Below are 17360 nucleotides of genomic sequence, written 5' to 3' on the forward strand. Positions count from 1 at the left end.
GTCATTCACGGCAGCAGCGAGGCCGCACCGTCCCCCGTGATCCAGTCCCACGCCGAGCGCGCATCGTCGAGCGTGAAGCGCGGCTCGCCGCTGAGCAGGAGGTATTCGAGGACCGCCGCCGCATCGAGACCCACGCCGGTCGACGGCGCGTACATGATCTGGTCGAGGCTACGGTCGTTGCCGTTGCGATCCTCGTGGTCGAGCCCCCAGTAGTGGCCGAGCTCGTGCACGAGGACGAAGCGGAAGCCCCAGTCGGGCGTGCGGTTGCGGTACGTGACACCGCTCATCCGTGCATCCCTGCTCGAGGGCCGGAACCACGAGGCGAGGCCGAACAGCTCATTGCCGTCCGTCCTGGGGACGTAGTGGAAGTGACTGATGGACGGGACGAGGGAGAGGTCGTCGTTCACCCCCGTGCGTCCCATGAGCTGGAAGAGGGCCTGCTGGACCGCGTCCCCTGGAGGGGTCTGATCGCTGGCGTCGAGCGGAACGTGCTGCGGCAGGGTTGCCTGGATGTCGCCGATCACGGGGAAGCCGAGCCGCACGCCGAGCGCGGCCGCCTTGCGATTCGCGGTCTCGAGGTGGGTGCGGAACTTCGCACGCGTGATGGCGAAGACGTGGAACTCCGGGACCGAGCCGGGCCCCTCACGCAGGAAGGTCTCGAGGTCGGCGTAGGAGACGTTCAGGGTGGTGCCTGCGTAGACCACCTCGCCCTCCGGCTGGTTGATCACACGCTCGCAGTCCGAGAGATGACCGGCGAGCGCGTGGAGATTGATGACGCCCCGGTCGTGCAGGTCCTTCAAGTCCAGCTCGCGGTCATTGGAGCTGAGGAACATCCGGCGCGCGTCGGCACGGAAGGCGAGGCCCATCGGGCGGGCGTTGATGCCAATCTCGTCGAGCGCTCGCTGCTCCCGCTCGCTGCCCGCGCCGAAGGACCGGGCGATGGCGGAGCGGATGACCTCCTCGAGCTGGTGCTGGTTCACGCTGTCTCGCACGCCACCGACCGCCGCGCCGATCAGGCGCACGGGGAAGAAGACGACGAAGCCGGTGTCGAGCAGGGCGCGGCCGATGGCCGTCCCGAGATCCGTCAGGCCGCGCAGCAGACGGCAGAGGTTGCCGCCGAGCACTCCGAGGACGATGTCCCCGAGCGAGTGGATGGCATCGCGGATGACCGACACGAGGTCGCGCACGAGACCGATGATCCCCTTGACGATGCCGAGGATCACCCCGAGCCAGCCGAGGGAGCTGGCGAGCGAGTCGATCAAATCCTCCACGTCGGTGAGGATGCCGATGACATCGCCGAGGAGGAGATCGACGAAGTTGAAGATCTCTCCAACGGTGTCGAGGACGATCGTCCAGAGATCGCGAAATGACTTCAATGCCTCGAGCGGATCGCTGAAGAGGCAGACCACGAACGTGACGAACCAGCCGATCACACGCAGGACGAGGGTGACGATGATGCCGATGACGACGGTGACGATCTGACAGACGATCGTGACGACCCATTTCACGACGGTGACGACCACCCACACCACGACCTTCACCACGATCGTCACGAGCTCGCAGAACCACCGCAAGGGGTTCCACCACGGCAACTCGCGGCAGCGCTCTTCCTGCCGGGAGATCCATTTGTCGACCGGCTGGCTGACGTTTTCCTCGATCCGCTGCTTGAGCTCTTCGCACCTCTCGCGCGCGGCGGTGATGAACCGGGTCACCGGCACGAGGATGTTCTTCGTGATCCACTGCCGCACTTCCTGACACGCCGCCATGACAGTCCTCCGCCATGACAGAGGGCGGAAGGCTGGGATGTGACACGGCACGTGCCTGGACATCGGCCACGCCCCCCTCCCCCTTCAAATCTGTACCATGCCACCGTCGACGAAGAGCTCGATGCCGTTGACGAAGCTGCTGTCGTCCGAGGCGAGGAACACCGCGGCCCTGGCGACCTCGTCGGGATCGCCCAGCCGGTTCATCGGAACGGAGCTCGCCAGGAAGTCGAGGAGCTGCCGCGTCTCCTGCTCGGTCTTGCCGAGCCCATGCAGGCCGGGCGTGTTGATGGGCCCGGGGCTGAGCGTATTGACGCGGATGCGGCGGTCCTTCAGGTCGAGCACCCAGTTGCGGGCGAAGCTCCGGATGGCGGCCTTGGTCGCGCCGTAGACGCTGAACGCCGAAGAGGCCTTGGACGCCGCCGTCGAGCCGGTGAGGATGATCGAGGCGCCCTCGCGCAGCAGGGGCAACGCCTTCTGCACCGTGAACAGGGTGCCCTTCACGTTGATGGCGAAGGTCTTGTCGAAATGCTCCTCGGTGATGGCCCCCAGGGGAGCGAACTCGCCGCCGCCGGCGTTGGCGAAGAGGATGTCGATCCGATCCTGCGTCTGCCGCACCACCTCATAGAGGCGATCGATGTCGGCGAGGTTCGAGACGTCGCTCCGGACCCCCGTGACGTTGGCGCCAATGGCCTTCACCGCGGCATCCAGCTCGGCCTGACGGCGGCCCGTGATGAAGACCCGCGCGCCCTCGGTCGCGAACCGCTTGGCCACCGCCAGGCCGATCCCCGAGGTCCCACCGGTCACGACCGCCACCTTGCCCTGAAGTCTGTTGCTCATCGCTCTGCTCCATGTCTCGCGGCGAATCAGTTCGTCGCTGAAGGGAGATCTAGGACTGGAACGATGTGGCCGGTAGAGAGCGCATCTGGCACCCTGCGTTCCGAAAATGGAACGATGAGGCGGCGATGCGGGACCTGAATGACTTGTTCTTCTTCACGCAGGTCGTGGCGAACGGGGGCTTCGCGCCGGCCGGCCGGGCGCTGCGGCAACCCAAATCGAAGCTCAGCCGCCGGGTGGCGCGGCTGGAGGAGCAACTGGGGGTACGGCTGATCGAACGCTCCTCGCGCCGCTTCCGCGTCACTGACGTGGGACAGGCGTTCTACGAGCACTGCCGGAACGTGATGACGGAGGTGGAGCGGGCCGAGGCGGTCGCGGCCGCGACCCGGGGCGAGCCCCACGGGCCCGTCCGGTTCAGCTGCCCGCTGGGCCTGATGGAGCCCCTGGCGCGCGTGCTGGCCAGCTTCATGGAGCGCTACCCCCGGGTGAACCTGCAGGTGGTGGCCACCAATCGGCGGGTGGATCTCATCAACGAGCGGATCGACGTGGCGCTCCGGGTGCGCACCACGCTCGACACCGACGCGGAGCTCACCCTGCGCACGCTCGCGAGGAGCCGCCGGATCCTCGTCGCGAGCCCCGCCCTGGCGAAACGCCTGGGCGACACGACGGAGGCCTCGACGCTCACCTCACACCCGACACTGAGCGCAACCGAACAAGCGGGCCAGGATGTCTGGGAGCTCGTCGGACCCGGGCAGCGGATGATCACCCTCCACCATGAGCCACGCATGGCGTGCGGAGACTTCGGCGCGCTGAGGGAAGCGGCGCTCGCGGGGTTGGGCGTGGCGCTGCTCCCCGACCATACCTGTTGGCCCGCCTTGAAGTCCGGCCAGCTCGTCCGGGTGTTCCCGGACTGGCATGGACCGGATGGGACGGTCCATCTCGTCTTCACCTCCCGCCGGGGCCTGCCGCCGCCCGTCAGCGCGTTGATCGACCACCTGACCGAATGCTTCCGCGATGAGGCGCTGCTACTGGCGGTCGATTGAATCGACCCTCCGCGCCACGCTTCGTTCCCGGGCCTACCAGCTCCCGCTGGAACCGCCACCCGAGGAGCGGCCTCCACCGAAGCCCGAGGAGCCGCCGCGGGAGCTCCCCGAGGAGGAGGAGCTGGGACGGGTCTTCGGGGGCGTGCTGCGCGTGAACTGGGTGTGATAGCCGCAGTGCTTGCAGGTGACGTCGACCCGGACGGTTCCTCCATGGTCATACGTCGCCGCGCGAAGCGTGGTGCTCGACTCCGACTTCGTCTTGTACGCGCACCGGGGGCACTTCGAGTAGGCGGTGAACCAGGAGCCATAGCGCTCCACCCGCACGTCCTCGCAGGACACGCACCACCACGCGTCGTAATCCACCGAGCCCAGGTGCTCCTCGCGCCGCTGCCCGGCGTCGAGGTGCGCATCGTCCGAGGCCTCATCGAGGAGCTGGCGCGGCTGTCGGCAGCCCTCGCAGATGCGCGGGCGCCGGCGCAACCAGCGGCGCAGGCCCACGAATCCCATCACGAGCCCACCCGCCCCACCGCCCAGGAACCAGGGGCTCGTGTCCGCGACGGCCTGCTCGAACCGTCTCGAGAGCGAAGGGCGTGGGGGCTCGGGAGGGTGGAAGGGCTCGACGTCGATCGGAGCGGGGACGGAAGCGCGCTCGGGGGTGGCGGGAGGAACAGGGGAAGTGCCACGCGGGGACGTATTGAGGGGAGACTGTTCGAGCAGCTCGCTCAGCCCCCGGGCTCCCGCGAGCACGGCCCCATCGGGGTCCCCGCGCTTGAAGGCCGGGATGATCTCCCCGGACATGAGGGCATCGCTGCGCCGCGTGTCCTCGGCGCTGTCGACGCCGTCACCGAGGACGATCTCCACCTTGCGGTCCTTCAGGGCGATGAAGAGGAGCGCCCCATCGTCCCGCCCGGCGTGACCGATGCCCCACCGGTTGAAGAGCTCGGTGGCGAAGGTGCGCGGATTGCGGCCCCCGGTCGTGCCCACCACCACGACGGCGAGCTGGCCGAGCCCCTGGCCGTCGACGTCCCTGCCCCACTGGTTCACCCCGGCGAGCGTCGAGGAGGAGAGCGTGCCGGTGGTGTCCACCACCCAGGAGCCAGACACGGGCTGGGGAATCGAGCCGACCGTCTCGCTCCGGGCAGGCAGCGCCAGGAAGCACAGCAGGAGGAGACAAGACAGGAGAGCGCGCATACACGCATCATACGCCCATGGCACACGCTGGGTTCAACGCCTGGCGTCACCGTGGAGAACCAGCCCGCGCACGACGGGGACACAACCTGACAGGACTCGTTTCTTGCATTGACTCACCATGGCGAACGCGAAAACGGGCAAGGAGGGTGGGGCGGGGCCGTTCCAGCCTGGCAGGAGCTACGACGAGGTAGGGCCCGAGCTGGGGAGCCTGCACGAAGCGCGGCACGAGGGCACGGGGAGAGCGGTACTGACGTTGCTGCCCGGCGAGCGCATGGACTGGCAGCCCGAGGGCCCCTGGCGGTTGCGGCTGTCCTGTGAGCCGGAGAACCCCGCCGTGACGCTGGAGGTGGAACAGGCGCCGGCCTCGGCTCGGATGAAGGAATTGGCGAACATCCTGGTGCTGATGACCGCGGCGGTCGAACAGGCGATGGGGCCCTCGTGCCATCACGGGCCCTACCTGCCCGTCTCGAAGGACCGGGGCGGTCTGCCCCAGTCAGTCCACCCCTGAGCGAGCAGGGCAAGACCGGCCTATGCGGGCACGTCCCAGGCGATGGGCAGGTGCTCGAAGCCGCGCAACATGAAGTAGGGCCGGAACACCGGGGCCTCGTCCGTCCGCGGCCGCAAGCCGGGCAATCGCCGTAGCAACTGCTCGAAGGCGATCCGCCCCTCCAGCTTCGCCAGCGGAGCACCAACGCAGAAGTGGATTCCCTTGCCGAACGCCAGGTGCTTCTTCGCATCAGCGCGGCGGATGTCGAAGCGGTCCGGCTCGGTGAACTGCGTCTCGTCGCGGTTGCCGGACGCATACAGGATGAACGCCCGCGAGCCCTTCGGGAGGGTGACCCCACTCAGCGAGGTGTCGGCCATCACCGTCCGGAAGAAGCCACGAATGGGCGCCTCCACGCGCAGCATCTCCTCGAGGGCGTTGGGCAGAAGCCTGGGGTCCTCCCGCACGGCCGCCAATTGCTCCGGAGCATTGAACAGCAGCCACAGGCCGTTGCCGATGAGGCCCGTCGTCGTCTCGTGGCCGGCGGCGAACAGGTCCATGGCGTTGCACACCGCCTCCTGCTCGCTCAGGGGCGCGGTACCACCCAACGACTGCGGCACCAGGAGCGTCAGCAGATCCTCGCGCGGGTGGCGCCGCCGCTCGTGGAGCTGCTCCTGGAAGTAGCGCTCCATCGCGATGAAGCCGTGCGCGCTCTGGACCTGATGCTCGATGGGAGCGGTCGCCGACATCAGCAGCGTCTTGTCATCGGACCAGCGCTTGAGCTGCTCCATGTCGGAGCGCGGCACGCCGAGCAGGTCGCAGATGATGAAGCCCGGCAGCGCGTAGGCGAACTGTTGGATGAGGTCCGCCTTGCCCTCGCGGAGGAAGCCGTCGATGAGCGCGTCCGCCGTCGCTCGGATGGTGGGCTCCATCGCCGCGATGCGCTGGGCGCTCAACGCCTTGCCAAACACGGCCCGGACGCGGGTGTGGTCCGGGAGGTCGCTCTGGACGAGTGAGCGGAATTGAGGGTACCCCTGCGCGAGAACAGCGCGCACCTCGGGGTGCGGCTCCGCCCTGGCATCGAGCGCTCCCACCGAGGAGAAGCGCGCGGTGTCCTTCTCGACCTCGGAGATGTCCTCGTAACGGGTGACGACCCACAGGTCGAACGTGGAACTGTAGAAGACGGGCTGCTCACGCCGCAGCCGCGCATAGAGCGGATAGGGATTGTCGATCTGACCGGGGGCGAGCGGGTTGAAGTGGGCGGAGACGTCATCCATGGTGAGAGACTGCGAGCTGAAATTACCACACTCGGAGGGGAAGCAGGCGCGCACCCAGGGGGTGCACGACAAGAGCTGTGAGGAGCGCCAACCGTCTGGCCTGACGCCATGGGTCCGGACCGGACCGGGCGAGTAGTTCGCGGTGCCGGGGGGTTGTTTCTACCGGGAAGGGAGTCGGATGTACGCTCCTGACGAGAAAGACGGCACGCAGACTCGAGCCATGATGTTTGAGATCCCAGGGTACAAGATTCTCGGTACGTTCCGAGCCACGGGTTTGAACGCGCTCTTCCACGGGGTGCGTGAGTCCGATGGATTGCCGGTCATCATCAAGACTCCCGCGGCCCCGTCCGCGGGCCCACGCGAGCGCGAGCGCTACCGGCGGGAGTACGGCATCCTGCAACGGTTGCGGGACGTGAACGGCGTCGTCCATCCCTATTCCCACGAGCAGGTGCACGAGCGCCCCGTGCTCCTGATGGAGAGGGTGGGAGGCGAGCCCCTGTCCGAGCTCGTGGGCCAACCCGTGGAGGTGACGCGCTTCCTCGAGCTCGCCATCTCCCTGGCGGCGAACCTCGCGGACATCCATCGCCACGGGGTCATCCACAAGGACATCAAGCCGGCCAACATCATCCTCGAGCCGGCGGGAACGACCCGCTTCGTCGACTTCGGGGGGGCCACGCTGCAACGGGTGGAGCACCTGGAGGCCGCCCCCGCGCCCCTCATCGAGGGAACCCTGGCGTACATGTCGCCCGAGCAGACCGGGCGGATGAACCGCCTGGTGGACTACCGCACGGACTTCTATTCACTGGGGGTCACCTTCTACGAGCTGCTGACGGGGAGCCGTCCATTCCAGGGGAGTGATGCGCTCGAATGGTTCCACGCGCACATGGCCCAGCACCCGCGCCCCCCTCACGAGCTCCTCCCCACCATTCCTCCCGCCCTCTCGGCCATCGTGATGAAGCTGCTCGCCAAGACGGCCGAGGAGCGCTACCAGAGCGCCGAGGGACTGCGGGCGGACCTGGAGAAGTGCCGCGAGCGGATGCGCCAGGGAACGCTCGAGGTGTTCCCGCTGGGCGCTCGGGATGTGCCCCTGCGGCTCACCCTGCCGCAGCGGCTGTATGGACGGGAGGCCCAGGTCTCCGCGCTGCTGAGGGGATTCGAGCGGGTCCACCACGGAGGACAGGCGGAGCTGATGCTGGTGCGCGGCTACTCGGGCATCGGCAAGTCGTCGCTGGTGCAGGAGCTGCACAAGCCGGTGGTGCAACGGCGTGGGTTCTTCCTGGGTGGAAGGTTCGAGCAGTTCCAGCGCGACATTCCCTACGCGACGCTGGCACGGGCGATTCAAGGGCTGGTGCAGCAGTTGTTGGGGGGGAGCGACACGGAGCTGGCCCGGTGGCGGGAGCGCCTCCTGGAGGCCTGGGGAGACCAGGGGCAGTGCCTGGTGGAACTCGTCCCCCAGCTGGAGCTCATCGCGGGCAGGCAGCCCGCGGTGGAGGCGCTGCCCCCTTCCGAGACACGCAGCCGCTTCAATCAGGTGTTCCGCCAGTTCCTCGGCGTGTTCGCCACGCCGGAGCACCCGCTGGTGGTGTTCCTGGATGACCTGCAATGGGCGGACACGGCCAGCCTGCAACTGCTGCAACACCTGCTCACCCACCCGGAGACGCCTCCGGTGCTGCTGCTGGGGGCCTACCGGGACAACGAGGTCGGCCACTCCCATCCGCTGATGCTGATGTTGGAGGCGGTGCGCAAGGCGGGCGCACAGGTGACGGACATCCAGCTCGAGCCGCTGAGCCTGGAGCAGGTGGAGCAACTCGTGGCGGATGCGCTGCCGGGTGCGGGGCCGGAGCTCGTGCGCCCCTTGTCCGAGCTGATGCGCGAGAAGACGGGAGGCAACCCGTTCTTCCTCAACCAGTTGATGTTGGCGTTGGACCGGGATGGGCTGCTGGTCCGCACGGACGAGGGCGGATGGAGGTGGGACGCCGAGGGTGCCCGCGCCATGGGCTACTCGGACAACGTCGTGGACTTCCTGGTGGGCAAGCTGCGCCAGCTGCCCGGGGAGGTGCGGCGTCTGCTCAACCTGGCCGCGTGCGTGGGCAATGTCTTTTCCCTGTCCATGTTGCGCACCCTCTCGGAGCTGGGAGACGTGGGCGAGGTGGAGCAGGCGCTCGGGCCCGCGCTCCAGGAGGGCCTGTTGATGCGGGGAGGACCGGAGCAGTACCGCTTCCTCCATGATCGCATCCACCAGGCGGCCCAGGCCCTCCTCTCCGAGGAGGAACGGAAGGCCATCCACCTGCGCATCGGCCGGGCGATGCTGGCGAGCCTCCCGCCCGAGGAGCTGAGCGAGAAGCTCTTCGACGTGGTGAGCCAGCTCAACGCCGGGGTGGAGCTCATCCAGGAGCCGGAGGGGCGCCAGCACCTGGCGAGGCTGAACGCGGAGGCGGGAATGAAGGCGATGGCCTCCATCGCGCATCGCCCCGCCATCACCTACTTCACGAAGGCGTTTGCTCTCATCCCGGGAGAGCCGTGGGAGACGGATGCCGCCCTGACCTTCAAGGTGAAGCTCGAGTGGGCGACGTGCGAGCTCGTGAGCGGCAATGCCGCCGAGGCGAGCCGCCTGGTGGAGGAGCTCCTCCCCAGGGCACGCAGCCACGCGGACATGGCGGCCGCCTACCGGCTGAAGGGCGACATCCTCCTGGGAACAGGCCGGCTCCAGGAGGCCCGCGACTGCTTGCTGGAGTGCCTGGAGAAGCTGGGCATGCCCATTCCCGCCAACCCCTCTCGCGAGGAGGCGGCGGCCTTCCAGGAGGAGGTCTGGGCGCTGCTCGGGGAGCGCCCCATCGAGAGCCTCGTCGACCTTCCACCTATGGCCGATCCGGACATGAAGGAGAGGATGGGCGTCCTGGCCTCGCTCTTCGCGCCAGCGTACCTCACCCATCCCCACCTGCTCATCATCGTCCTGGGCCGGATGGTCTCCCTCACCGTGCGTCACGGCTTCACGGAGTCCTGCGTGACCGGCTTCAGCTGGCTGGGGGTGATGGTCGGCACGTTCTTCAAACGCTACCGGGAGGGCTACGCGCTGGGCAGGCTCGCTCGCGAGCTCGTCGAGCGTTACAACCTGGCCCATCGGCGTCCCAATGTCCTCTTCAGCCTGCAATACATCAGTTACTGGAGCCAGCCCTTCTCCGTGACCCAGGAGGTCGTCCTCGACGCCTTCCGCCATTCGGTCCAGACAGGTGACGTCCTGACGGCTTGTTACAGCGCCATGTCCATCATCCTGAACCGCATCGTCATGGGGGAGGATCTGGATGACATCTACCGGGACTCGGTCCAACGGGCCGACTTCGCGCGCGGGGCTGGGAGCGTGGATGCGCCGGACGTCCTCCTCATCTACCAGCGCTACGTGCAGCAGCTGCGCGGGTGCTCGCTCTCCTTCGACACGCTGAGCGGGGAGGGCTTCGACGAGAGCGCCTTCGAGGCGACCCTGACGTCCACGCGCATGAGCGCCCTGCGCAGCACCTATTGGATCGTCAAGCTCAAGTCCCGCTTCATGTGCGGCGCCTACGCGCAGGCGCTCGAAGCGGCGGACAAGGTGAGCGGGCTGCTCTGGGTCACGAAGATCAGCATCAACATGCTGGACTTCCACCTCTACCGGGCCCTGGCGTTGGCGGCGTGCTCGAAGTCCCTCGAGGCCATCCAGCAGCACCACGCGCAGCTCGCCGAATGGGCCGACACCTGTCCCGAGACCTTCCGCGCTCCCGAACGGATGGTGTTCGCGGAGTGGGCCCGCCTCGAGGGGCGAGCGGACGAAGCGACCCGCGCGTATGAAGAGGCCATCCGTGTGGCCCGTGAGAACGGCTTCATCCATTACGTCGGCCTGGCGGCGGAGCTCGCGGCGAACCACTGGCGTGCGCGGCAGGCGCCGACGGTGGCCCTCGCCTTCGCTCGCGATGCCCGGTCGGCGTACCAGCAATGGGGAGCCCGGGGAAAGGTCCAGCACCTGGAGGCCCTGTGGAACGGACTGGCCCCCTCGCGAGATGCGGTGGACGACTCGACCACCAGTACGGACTCGACCCAGATAGACGCGCTCACGGTGGTGAAGGCGCAGCAGGCCATCTCCGGGGAGATCGTCCTGGAGCGGCTGGCGAGCACCCTGATGCAGGTGGCCACCGAGAACGCGGGGGCTCAGCGTGGCGCCCTGCTGCTGCCGGGTGGGGACTCCCTCTCGATCGCGGCCGCCTCGGGACAGGGCGCGCCCGATGAGCTGCCGTGGACGCTCATCGCCTACGTCAAGCGGACGCACGAGCAGGTGCGCATCGACGACGCCTCCCAGCCGCACCCCTTCTCGTCCGACGAGTACCTGCGCCGCGGAGAGGTCCGGTCCGTGCTGTGCCTGCCGCTCATGCGGCAGGAGGTGTTCTCCGGAGTGCTGTACCTGGAGAACAAGCTGGCCACCAACGCCTTCGGTCCGGCACGCATTTCGCTGCTGTGCCACCTCGCCTCGCAGGCCGCCATCTCCCTGGAGAACGCACGGTTGTACGCGGAGGTGCGGAGGGCGGAGGCGGCCCTGCGCCAGGCCAACGACGAGTTGGAGCAGCGGGTGGAGGAGCGGACACGCGAGCTGAGGGAAGCCCAGGCCCGGCTGGTGGATACGGCACGTGAGGTGGGGATGACGGAGATAGCCTCCAACGTGCTGCACAACGTGGGCAATGTCCTCACCAGTGCCGTCATCAACATCGAGATGATGCGAAGGCATGTGGGTGCCTCGCGCGTGAGCCGGGTGAAGCAGACCTCGGCCCTGCTCCTGGAGCACCGGAGCAACCTCGCGGACTTCCTCACCCGGGACGCGCGAGGCAGCCAGCTTCCGGACTACCTCGCCAGCCTCTCCGAGGAGCTGTTGCGCGAGCAGGAGAAGTTGACGTCGGATGTGGAGACGATGGCCCGGCACATCGATCACATCCGCGCCATCGTGCAGGTGCAGCAGACCTACGCGAAGACCTCCCTCATGGAGGTGGAGTGCGAGCTGTCGCAGTTGGTGGATGACGCCCTGCGAATCCAGATGGGTGCGCTCAAGCGCCACGGCATCACCATCATCCGGGAGGTGTCGGCGGTGCCGAAGGTGCAGGTGGACAAGCACAGGGTGTTGCAGATCCTCATCAACCTCATCAGCAACGCGAGGTACGCGCTGGAGGTGCTACCGGAGGGGCAGAAGGAGCTGAAGGTGAGGCTGACCTCGAAGGAGGGGCAGGCGCGCATCCAGGTGGTGGACAACGGCATGGGAATCGAGGCGGGTGTCCGGGAGAAGCTCTTCGCGCACGGCTTCACCACGCGCAAGGACGGCCACGGTTTCGGACTGCACGCGAGCGCGCTGGCGGCGCAGCTGATGGGAGGGCGCCTCACATTGGAAAGTGAGGGTCCCGGTAAGGGCGCCACGGCCACCCTGGAGCTCCCACTCCGGCGGGAGCCTGGTCCCCCAAGACCCCCTGGTGAAGCGAACTGAACGAATAGGGTGGGGGGCCTCACGGGCAGGCGGCCCCTTGCACTCTTCAGGGGGGAAATTCGCGTGAGACGGCAGGTGTCTCCCTGGGTTCAACCCACCTCCTGCCCCCATGCATCCATCTTCCGGTCCTCGCGCCCCGCTGGCCCGCTCGACGCTCCTCAAGATGGGAGCGCGCATCGCGGTCATCATCACCCTCTCCACGCTCTTCAGCTACCTGCACATACAGCAGGCGCTGAGAACCGAGAGACTCGTTCAGTTGCAACTGCATGTCTCCGAACGTGCCCAGCGCGAGCAGGGCATCTTCCTGTTGGCGGAGGACAACCATGCGCTCCTCAGGAAGGCACTGGTGGAGAGGATCCGTGCACTCCAGGGCCAGCAGGAGGACGTGCGTGCACGCTTCGACGCCCTGTTCACGCGGTTCCCCGATGGCACGGTCCGCTGCCGGCCCGAGAAGCTCGATGGCACGCGCATGGTGCAGCTCGCCGTTTCCAGCCAGGCAGTCCTCGATGACGAGCTCCGCACCCGGTTGATGGCCGCGTACGACGTGCTCACCTCGTACGGACCCGCCATCCATGTCCGCTTCGAGACGACCTACTTCACCTTCCCAGAGGGAGCGATCGTGGGCTTCTTGCCGACAGTTCCCACCTGGAGCCTGGAGATCCCCTCTGACTTCCCGCTCACTGGCTACGAGGACTTCGCCCTGGCCAGGCCGGAGAACAATCCCCAGCGAGAGACCCGCTGGACCGGAATCTTCCTGGAGAGCGTCTCCAAGCTCTGGATGAGCTCGGTCGTCACCCCCGTGGATGTGGACGGCCGCCATGTCGCGACGGTGGGACACGATGTCCTGCTCCAGGAGTTGATGGAACGCACCATCAACGACCACATGCCCGGAGCCTACAACGTGCTCTTCCGCGACGATGGGCAGCTCATCGCCCATCCCTCGCTGAAGCCGCGGGGCGCCACCACCGCCTACAACATCCTGAGCAGCGCCAATCAGCCCGAGGTCGCGGACAAGCTCCTCGGCTCGAGGGAGGACGCGGCCCACCTGCGCGGCATCTTCGAGACGGTGAAGAGTCGTCCATCCGACCAGGCCCTCCTGGAGCTGCCGGAGTACGACGAGCACATCGCCGTGACGCGGCTGAGGGGACCCGGGTGGAACTTCGTCACGGTGCTGCCCGAACATGTGGTGTCGCAGCCAGCCTTCTTCGCGGCGCGCTACGTGCTGCTGCTGGGCCTCCTGTCGTTGCTGGTGGAGCTGGTCATCATGTACCAGGTGCTGCAGCAGCAGATAACGCGGCCGCTGCTGGCGCTGACGAAGGCCACGGACAAGGTGGCGAGCGGTGACTTCAAGGTGGCACTGGATACGGCCCGCGACGACGAGCTGGGGCAGTTGGCTGGAGCCTTCCAGCTCATGGCCGACGAGGTGCAGCGGCGAGAGGAGGCGCTGAAGCAGGCCAACGAGGGGCTGGAGCAGCGGGTGGAGGAGAGGACGCGAGAGCTCAGGGAGGTGCACCAGCAACTGGTGCAGACGGCGCGCCGGGCGGGCATGGCGGAGATCGCCACCAACGTGCTGCACAACGTGGGCAACGTGCTCAACAGCGTCTACACGTCGGCCCAGGTGGCCAAGGAGCGGGTGTCGGGGATGAAGCTGGAGCACGTGGGACGGGTGGCGCGCCTGCTGGAAGAGCACAACGAGGATCTGGCCACCTTCCTGACGCAGGACGAGAAGGGAAGGCACTTGAAGCCCTTCCTGGGCAAGCTGGGCAACAACCTGCTGGAGGAACGCACGGAGGTGGTGGCGCTGCTGAACGACGTGGGACGGTACACCGAGCACATCGGGGACATCGTCAAGGTGCAGCAGAACTACGCGAGGACGCCGAAAATGCAGGAGCAGGTGTCGCTGGCGGAGTTGGTGGAGGACGCGTTGAGGATCAACTCGGCGGGGCTCTCACGGCACCAGGTGAAGGTGCAAAGACAGTTGGAGCCGTTGCCGCCGGTGATGACGGACAAGCACAAGACGCTGATGATCCTGGTGAACCTGGTGAGCAACGCCAAGTACGCCATGGATGAGGTGGCACCGGAGGAGCGGCTGCTGACAGTGAAGCTTGAGAAGGCAGCCGACGACCGCTTTCGTATCGTCATCCACGACAACGGGATGGGAATCGCGCCGGAGATGCTCACGCGCATCTTCCAATATGGCTTCACCACGAGAGAAGAGGGGCACGGATTCGGATTGCACTCCAGTGCCCTGGCGGCTCAGGAGCTGGGCGGCTCCTTGAGCGTGCACAGTGAGGGGATCGGGCGCGGTGCCACGTTCACCCTGGAGGTTCCCTTCATCCCGGTCCAGCAGACGGCATGAGGTGACGGACGGGAGCCGCGCGAGCCGCCTCGGCCCGCGCCATGATTTCGGCGATCACCGTCGTCTTGGCATCGGCGTAGTTCTGCACGTACTTCCAGGTGCGGGACGCCAGCTCCCGCTTGGTGGCGGCGTAGAGCTCACGATCGGCTTCATTCGAACGCAACCAGTCACGCATCGTCAGCATGCGGGAAATCTCACGCGCCCCCATGCTGAAGACATGCATGTTCACCTCGGGAGGGTTCCCCTTCAGGAGGCGGTGCTGTTCCCACTCCGGTTCGCGAATGAGAAGCTGGTAGCCAGCCGCTTCCAGCGCGGGAACGTAGGCCGGCTCATCTCCGGAATCCGCCACGGCGACGATGATGTCGATGATGGGCTTCGCCATCAGCCCTGGCACCGAGGTCGAACCGGCGTGCTCGACCAGGAGCGCCCGCTCACCCAGCGCCGCACGAATCTTCGCCGCCTCACGCTCGAACAGAACAGGCCATTGCGGATCGTAGTCGACGAGCAGGATCCGGCCGTTGACCTCGGTTGGCGCACCGAGCGTCACCTCACGCAGCTCCGCCTCCGTCATCGGTTCCCTGGCGCGGTCTCGACGGGTCATGACAAGGCTCCTTTCAACGAGGGACTCGGGACGAAGGCGGAGGCAATATAGGCGCGAGAGCGGCTCTACGCCCACCTTGTCGATCACGGTCTGGCCTTGCGTCTACCCCGGTGGGAGGAGGGCTCCACGTCCACCCACTGCTCGGCCCACTTCCCAATCTCATCAATGACCTTCCAGAGCGCCTGGCCCTTGTCGGTCAACCGGTACTCGACCCGGACGGGAGGCCCTGGCTCGACGTGCCGCTCGACGATGCCTTCGCTCTCGAGCTCCTTGAGCCGCTCCGACAGGATGCGCTCACTGATGGCGCTCATCTGGCCGCTGAGCTCGGAGAACCGGCGGGGCCCATCCAACAGCACGCGCAGGATGAGGCCCGTCCAGCGCTTGCCCAGCAGGCCGACCGCCTTCTCGTATTGCGCACAGATGGGACCGCAACGGCCATTCTCCATGGCGCCTCCTGCTCCCAATATAGCCCCCTGACCCGCCACTTACTTTTCTAAAGTAACTTGCAAAGGGGAAGGCGCTTCATTACCCAAGGGGCGCGTGGTCCGCACCCGTGACCGCGCCGGCGGCCGAGACCGGCCGGACCGGAACTGCTTCATGCGAGGAAATCCCATGGCGGAGCAGAGACCCGCTCTCGACGCGGCGGCGCTGGATGTGTTGTTCCAGGAGGCCCGTACCCACAACGCCTGGCTCGACAGGCCGGTGGAGGACACCGTGCTTCGCCGGCTCTACGAGCTCGCGCGAATGGCACCGACGGCGGCCAACACGCAGCCCATGCGCCTGGTCTTCGTGAAGAGCCGTGAGGCCAAGGAGCGGCTCAAGCCCACCCTGTCGCCCGGCAACGTGGACAAGGCGATGAACGCGCCGGTGACGGTCATCGTGGCCTATGACACCGGGTTCCACGAGAAGATGCCCAAGCTCTTCCCCGCCCGGGACATGAAGACGCAGCTGTCGGGGCTACCGGCCGAGGCCCGGGAGAAGATGGCCTTCATGAACAGCACGCTGCAGGGCGCCTACCTCATCCTCGCCGCGCGAGCCCTGGGGCTCGACTGCGGGCCCATGGCGGGCTTCGACAACGCCAAGGTCGACGCCGCCTTCTTCCCGGACGGCAAGTGGAAGTCCAACTTCCTCCTCAACCTCGGCTACGGCGACGCGGCCAGGCTGTTCCCCCGCAATCCGCGCCTGGACTTCGACGAGGCGTGCCGGATCGACTGACACGTTCTTTTGCGACACGGAGGAGCACGATGGAATACCGCAAGCTGGGACACAGTGGGCTGAAGGTGTCGAGCCTGTGCCTGGGGACGATGACGTTCGGCGAGGCGTCCGAGGGCTCGATGATGCATGCCGTGGGGGCGGACGAGAAGACGTCCTTCGCCATCATGGACCGCGCGCTCGACGCGGGGATCAACTTCTGGGACACCGCAGACGTGTACGGCAACGACGGCCTCACCGAGCGCGTGCTGGGCAACTGGTTCGCCCAGTCCCACCGGCGCGACGAGGTGGTGCTGGCCACCAAGTTCCGCTTCCGCATGGGCAAGGGCCCCAATGACACGGGCGCCTCGCGCTATCACCTGCGCTCCGCGGTGGAGCAGAGCCTGCGCCGGCTGAAGACGGACCGCATCGACCTGTACCAGGTGCACATGCAGGACATCGACACGCCCGAGGAGGAGACGCTGCGGGCGCTGGAGGACCTGGTGCGCCAGGGAAAGGTGCTCTACATCGGCGCGAGCAACTACGCGGCCTACCGGCTGGTGGACAGCTTGTGGACGAGCAAGACCCAGCACCTGTCACGCTTCGTGGCGCTGCAGGCGCAGTACAGCCTGGTGGTTCGCGAGTTGGAGCGCGAGCACGCGCCGGTGTGCGAGCAGTTCGGGCTGGGCATCCTCCCGTGGTCGCCGCTGGCGGGCGGCTTCCTGTCCGGCAAGTACCGCAAGGGGCAGCCCCCGCCGGAGTCCTCGCGGCTGGCCAGGTGGAAGGACCGGCTCACCCAGTTCGACACTCCGCGCAACTGGCGCATCCTGGAGACCGTGGACGCGGTGGCCGCCGAGCTGAATGCCACGCCCTCGCAGGTGTCGCTGGCGTGGCTGCTGCGCAAGCGTGCCGTCACCTCCGTCATCTTCGGGGCGCGCAGCGTGGAGCAGCTCGAGGACAACCTGAAGGCCGCGGAGCTGAAGCTGGATGACGCCCAGCTCAAGCGCCTGGACGAGGCGAGCGCCCTGGAGCTGGGCTACCCGTACGACTTCATGCAGCGCATCCAGGGCCGGTGGTAGGAGAAGCCCCGTTGTAGGGGGAATCGAGGACCCCATCCGGG

12 protein-coding genes are annotated in these 17360 nt (G+C 67.2%); 6 read left to right on the forward strand and 6 right to left on the reverse strand.

From position 1 onward, the window contains the following. Positions 1 to 5: 5 nt before the first annotated feature. Both NR810_RS40225 and NR810_RS40230 read right to left on the reverse strand, forming a co-directional pair. Positions 6 to 1766 (reverse strand): zinc metalloprotease, encoded by a 1761-nt coding sequence (locus NR810_RS40225; RefSeq protein ID WP_257460402.1) that lies wholly within the window; start codon positions 1764 to 1766, stop codon positions 6 to 8. A gap of 84 nt (positions 1767 to 1850) precedes the next feature. Further along, entirely contained in the window at positions 1851 to 2603 is a 753-nt protein-coding gene (locus NR810_RS40230) for an SDR family NAD(P)-dependent oxidoreductase (RefSeq protein WP_257460404.1), read from the reverse strand. Between the two features lie 125 nt (positions 2604 to 2728). Between NR810_RS40230 and NR810_RS40235 the strand changes: the two genes are divergently transcribed. Continuing rightward, complete coding sequence (locus NR810_RS40235; protein ID WP_257460406.1) at positions 2729 to 3643, forward strand: LysR substrate-binding domain-containing protein; 915 nt, start codon at positions 2729 to 2731, stop codon at positions 3641 to 3643. Positions 3644 to 3676: 33 nt separating this feature from the next. Here NR810_RS40235 and NR810_RS40240 read toward each other — a convergent pair whose 3' ends face one another. Next, positions 3677 to 4834 carry a TPM domain-containing protein gene (locus tag NR810_RS40240; RefSeq protein WP_257460409.1) on the reverse strand — a complete coding sequence of 386 codons (1158 nt, stop codon included), beginning with the start codon at positions 4832 to 4834 and terminating at the stop codon, positions 3677 to 3679. A 118-nt stretch (positions 4835 to 4952) separates the two neighbouring features. On the opposite strand from NR810_RS40240, the gene NR810_RS40245 reads away from it, so the two are divergent. Further along, the gene (locus NR810_RS40245) at positions 4953 to 5342 is read left to right on the forward strand and encodes a hypothetical protein (RefSeq protein WP_257460411.1); all 390 of its coding nucleotides are present in this window, start codon (positions 4953 to 4955) and stop codon (positions 5340 to 5342) included. A 20-nt stretch (positions 5343 to 5362) separates the two neighbouring features. On the opposite strand, the gene NR810_RS40250 is transcribed toward NR810_RS40245, so the two are convergent. After that, positions 5363 to 6595 carry a cytochrome P450 gene (locus NR810_RS40250; protein WP_257460414.1) on the reverse strand — a complete coding sequence of 411 codons (1233 nt, stop codon included), beginning with the start codon at positions 6593 to 6595 and terminating at the stop codon, positions 5363 to 5365. Positions 6596 to 6818: 223 nt separating this feature from the next. Between NR810_RS40250 and NR810_RS40255 the strand changes: the two genes are divergently transcribed. Both NR810_RS40255 and NR810_RS40260 read left to right on the forward strand, forming a co-directional pair. Next, entirely contained in the window at positions 6819 to 12089 is a 5271-nt protein-coding gene (locus NR810_RS40255) for a trifunctional serine/threonine-protein kinase/ATP-binding protein/sensor histidine kinase (RefSeq protein ID WP_257460460.1), read from the forward strand. Positions 12090 to 12252: 163 nt separating this feature from the next. Next, the gene (locus tag NR810_RS40260; RefSeq protein WP_257460461.1) at positions 12253 to 14448 is read left to right on the forward strand and encodes a sensor histidine kinase; all 2196 of its coding nucleotides are present in this window, start codon (positions 12253 to 12255) and stop codon (positions 14446 to 14448) included. Here NR810_RS40260 and NR810_RS40265 read toward each other — a convergent pair. Both NR810_RS40265 and NR810_RS40270 read right to left on the reverse strand, forming a co-directional pair. Then, positions 14423 to 15136, reverse strand: a complete 714-nt coding sequence (locus tag NR810_RS40265) for a GrpB family protein (RefSeq protein WP_257460415.1) — start codon at positions 15134 to 15136, stop codon at positions 14423 to 14425. The genes NR810_RS40260 and NR810_RS40265 overlap by 26 nt on opposite strands. After that, the gene (locus NR810_RS40270; RefSeq protein ID WP_257460417.1) at positions 15133 to 15495 is read right to left on the reverse strand and encodes a winged helix-turn-helix transcriptional regulator; all 363 of its coding nucleotides are present in this window, start codon (positions 15493 to 15495) and stop codon (positions 15133 to 15135) included. Before NR810_RS40270 ends, NR810_RS40265 begins: the two co-directional genes overlap by 4 nt. A gap of 166 nt (positions 15496 to 15661) precedes the next feature. Between NR810_RS40270 and NR810_RS40275 the strand changes: the two genes are divergently transcribed. Both NR810_RS40275 and NR810_RS40280 read left to right on the forward strand, forming a co-directional pair. Further along, positions 15662 to 16264 (forward strand): malonic semialdehyde reductase, encoded by a 603-nt coding sequence (locus tag NR810_RS40275; RefSeq protein ID WP_257460418.1) that lies wholly within the window; start codon positions 15662 to 15664, stop codon positions 16262 to 16264. Between the two features lie 29 nt (positions 16265 to 16293). Beyond that, entirely contained in the window at positions 16294 to 17319 is a 1026-nt protein-coding gene (locus NR810_RS40280) for an aldo/keto reductase (protein WP_257460419.1), read from the forward strand. Positions 17320 to 17360 lie beyond the last annotated feature (41 nt).

The organism is Archangium lipolyticum (assembly GCF_024623785.1).
Classification (GTDB): Bacteria; Myxococcota; Myxococcia; order Myxococcales; family Myxococcaceae; genus Archangium; species Archangium lipolyticum.